Raw genomic sequence first — 3,128 nt, 5'->3', positions numbered from 1 at the left:
CCGATCAGCGCCTCGCCGGCGATCAGCCCCGAAGCCAGCAATACGCCGCGGTTCTCGATGCGCGACTTCTGGTTGTCGTTGTACTTGCGGCGGGCGATGATGGCGTCGACGACCCAGCGGATGATGCCGCCGACAAAGATGGCGGCCACGGTATCGAACGAGAGGTACATGCCGACGCACACCAGCATCGGGCTCTTGACCTGGACCAGGATGAAGCCCACGGCCATCAGGATGCCGACCACGATCAGCGGCCAGACCATCTCGCCGCCGACGATGCCCCGCGAAAGGTTGGCCATCAGGCCGGCTTGCGGCGCGGCCAGCACCTCGCCGCCGAAGCCGCCTTTATAGCCCTTCAGGGCGGCCATCTTCAGGTCGCCGGCGTTGAGGATGAACAGCGGGATCCACATCACCAGGGCGGAGACGATGACGCCGATCAGGTTGCCGGACTGCATCTTCCAGGGGGTGCCGCCCAGGATATGGCCGACTTTCAGGTCCTGCAGCATCTCGCCGGCCACGGCGGAAGAGACGCAGATGACGCCGGCGACTGCCAGGACGGCGGTCACCCCCGGGATGCCCTTGGCACCGAGAATCACCATCAGGATGGCGGCGATGACCAGAGTGGAAAGGGTCAAGCCCGAGATGGGGTTGTTCGAGGAGCCGATCAGGCCGACCAGGTAGCCAGAAACGGCAGCGAAAAAGAAACCGGCGACCAGCATGACCAGCGCGGCCACCAGCGCCGGCGCCAGGTTGGTGGAGCTGAAGCCCATGAACCACCAGTAGACGATGAAGGTAATCACGGCCATACCCAGCAGGACAGAAAAAACGATCTTGATGTTGATGTCCTTGTCGGTGCGCAGCGTGGCTTGCTTGCTGGTGGCCGCCTTCTTGACGTCGTTTACCGAGCGGCCGATGCCGTTGATCAGGCTCTTGCGCATCTTGAACAGGGTGTACGCCGCGCTCATCAGCATGCCGCCGATGGCCACGGTTTTGACGATGTTCTGGAAGATCACGGTGGTAACCGCGGTCCAGGTGAGCAGTCCGGCGTTGACGGCCGGCGCGTACTGCGGCGCCAGCAGCAGCGTCAGCAAAGGCACGAACAGGCCCCAGGAGAGGACACCGCCGGCGAAGTTCAGGGCGGCCAGGCGCGGGCCGATGATGTAGCCAACACCCAGGAAGGCGGGGCTCAGAGCCGGCGTTTTCCACATGAAGCCGCCGCCGGTGGCGACGCCCTTGAAATTCTCACCAATGTTGGTGCGCGGGATGAGCTTTGAGGCGAAGGCGCTGAATTTTTCCCATTTAGCGGCCAGCAGGTTGAAGCCCTTGAGCAGCTCGATGAAGCCGCCGATGCCCATGGCGTAGAAGAGATATTTTGCGCCGGTGGCGCCGCCACGGCCGGCCTTGTGGATCTCGGAAGCCGCGACCGATTCGGGGAACTTCAGCTCGGGGTCTTCGACCATCACCCGGCGCAGCAGGGTGACGAACATGATGCCCACGATGCCGCCGACCATCATGATGACGGTGGACTTCAGCCAGCCGCTGACGCTGCCGAAGAACTCCGGCGACCAGACGCCGGCGATCAGGAAGGCCGGCAGGGTGAAGATGGCGCCGGCGGCCACCGACTCGCCGATGGAGCCGACGGTACGGGTGAAGTTCTCCTCGATGATATTGTGATCTTTGAACAACCGCAGCAGGGCCATGCCCAGAACGGCGGCCGGGTAGGTGGCGGCGATGGTCATGCCGGCCTTCAAACCCAGGTAGGCGTTGGCCGCCCCCAGCAGCACAGCCAGGAAGAGGCCGATCAACAGGGCCCGGACGGTGAATTCCTTCAGGTTCTTGTCCGCGGAAACGTACGGTTTGAACTCATTGCTCATGGACATCTCCTCATAACATATTTGAATTTGAATTGATAAAACCCTTTGTTATAGACATTCTTTGTCTCTAAAGTCCCGTTTTAGTCTTGGTATAAAAATTTTAGTCACGGTTGGCTTCACCATTTTTTTGATAATACATATTTCAAAAATCAAAGTCAATAAAAAAATTGATTGACAAAAAAAACATAAATGATAACCTCAGTTTAGTATTAAGGGAGGAAGATATGATTTTTGTGGTCTGGATCACCTTTTCAATTTTCGCCGGAGTAATTGCAAAAAATAAGGGTCAGAGTTTCGGAAACTTCTTCATCTTAAGTTTGATTTTGAGCCCGCTTATCGGGATCATCTGGGCGCTCGTAATGAAGCCAAACACCGAAGCGCTGGAAAAACAGCAGGTACAATCCGGCCAGATGCGCAAATGTCCTTATTGCGCCGAAATGGTCAAGGCCGAGGCGACAATATGCCGCTTCTGTCATAAAGACCTGCCGGCTTATGTTCCGCCAGCAGCACCTGTTTCAGTACCTGCACCGCCTTCCCGCGTTTTAACTCCAGAAGAAAAAAAAGCGGCGAGTAAAAAAGCCCGGCGGTCTTGGATTAAAGCGATTATCATTGTGTTGGTCGTTATCGTTCTGGCCCTTGCCATTGATTATTTTGTCAATAGTTATACTTCCGTCATCTATAATATTTTAATTGATCTGGGGATAGTGCCTCATTACTGAATTTTACTGATTACTTTTTTACATTTTGGGCAAGTCATCTCTATATATTCGCCTCGCGCTACTGACCCAATAATTGCTCCCAAAATCATGGCAGCAATTCCAATTAGCCAATTATAAAACAAAATGGGAATTGCAATTATGAAAATTAATGCTCCAAGAATTCCACCTATAGAGACTTGGTTTTTTTTCTTAACTGCAATCGCCTCAATATTGCATTTCGGGCATAATTGTTTTTCCGATGCTTTTAATTCATATCCGCACGATGGACAGGATTTCGCCGTGTCAGAAATTTCTTTTTTACATTCAGGGCAAGTGATTAAAGCCATAGTTCCCTCCGCTAAATCAATTATAAAATAAGTGGATTCAATTTTCAATAAGACGAGGCCCCTGCTCCCGGCCATTTCGCTGGGGGGCGGAAGCGGGCCAAGAGCAGGGACCCTGATTATTTCAAATTTGCCAAGGCCTCCAGGTCAATGGCGTTCCCGTTCGCGCCTCTAAATCGAACCTGGAGCAAAAACTGGGACCAGATGACCAGCCC

General features: G+C 54.4%; 3 protein-coding genes. 1 reads left to right on the top strand and 2 read right to left on the bottom strand.

What is annotated here, in order from left to right; translation table 11 throughout:
* The coding region (locus tag NTW95_13150) for an oligopeptide transporter, OPT family (GenBank protein MCX6558355.1) at positions 1–1,871 on the bottom strand (1,871 nt) is incomplete at its 3' end.
* 224 nt (positions 1,872–2,095) lie between these two features.
* On the opposite strand from NTW95_13150, the gene NTW95_13145 reads away from it, so the two are divergent.
* Positions 2,096–2,590 carry a hypothetical protein gene (locus NTW95_13145; GenBank protein MCX6558354.1) on the top strand — a complete coding sequence of 165 codons (495 nt, stop codon included), beginning with the start codon at positions 2,096–2,098 and terminating at the stop codon, positions 2,588–2,590.
* Here NTW95_13145 and NTW95_13140 read toward each other — a convergent pair.
* On the bottom strand, positions 2,584–2,916 hold the full coding sequence (locus NTW95_13140; protein MCX6558353.1) for a zinc ribbon domain-containing protein: 333 nt from the start codon (positions 2,914–2,916) through the stop codon (positions 2,584–2,586). The genes NTW95_13145 and NTW95_13140 overlap by 7 nt on opposite strands.
* Positions 2,917–3,128 lie beyond the last annotated feature (212 nt).

This window comes from Candidatus Aminicenantes bacterium (genome assembly GCA_026393795.1).
Taxonomy (GTDB): Bacteria; Acidobacteriota; Aminicenantia; order UBA2199; family UBA2199; genus UBA2199.
The sequence above is the reverse complement of the archived record's forward strand: the minus strand, read 5'-3'. Positions and strand labels throughout refer to the sequence as shown.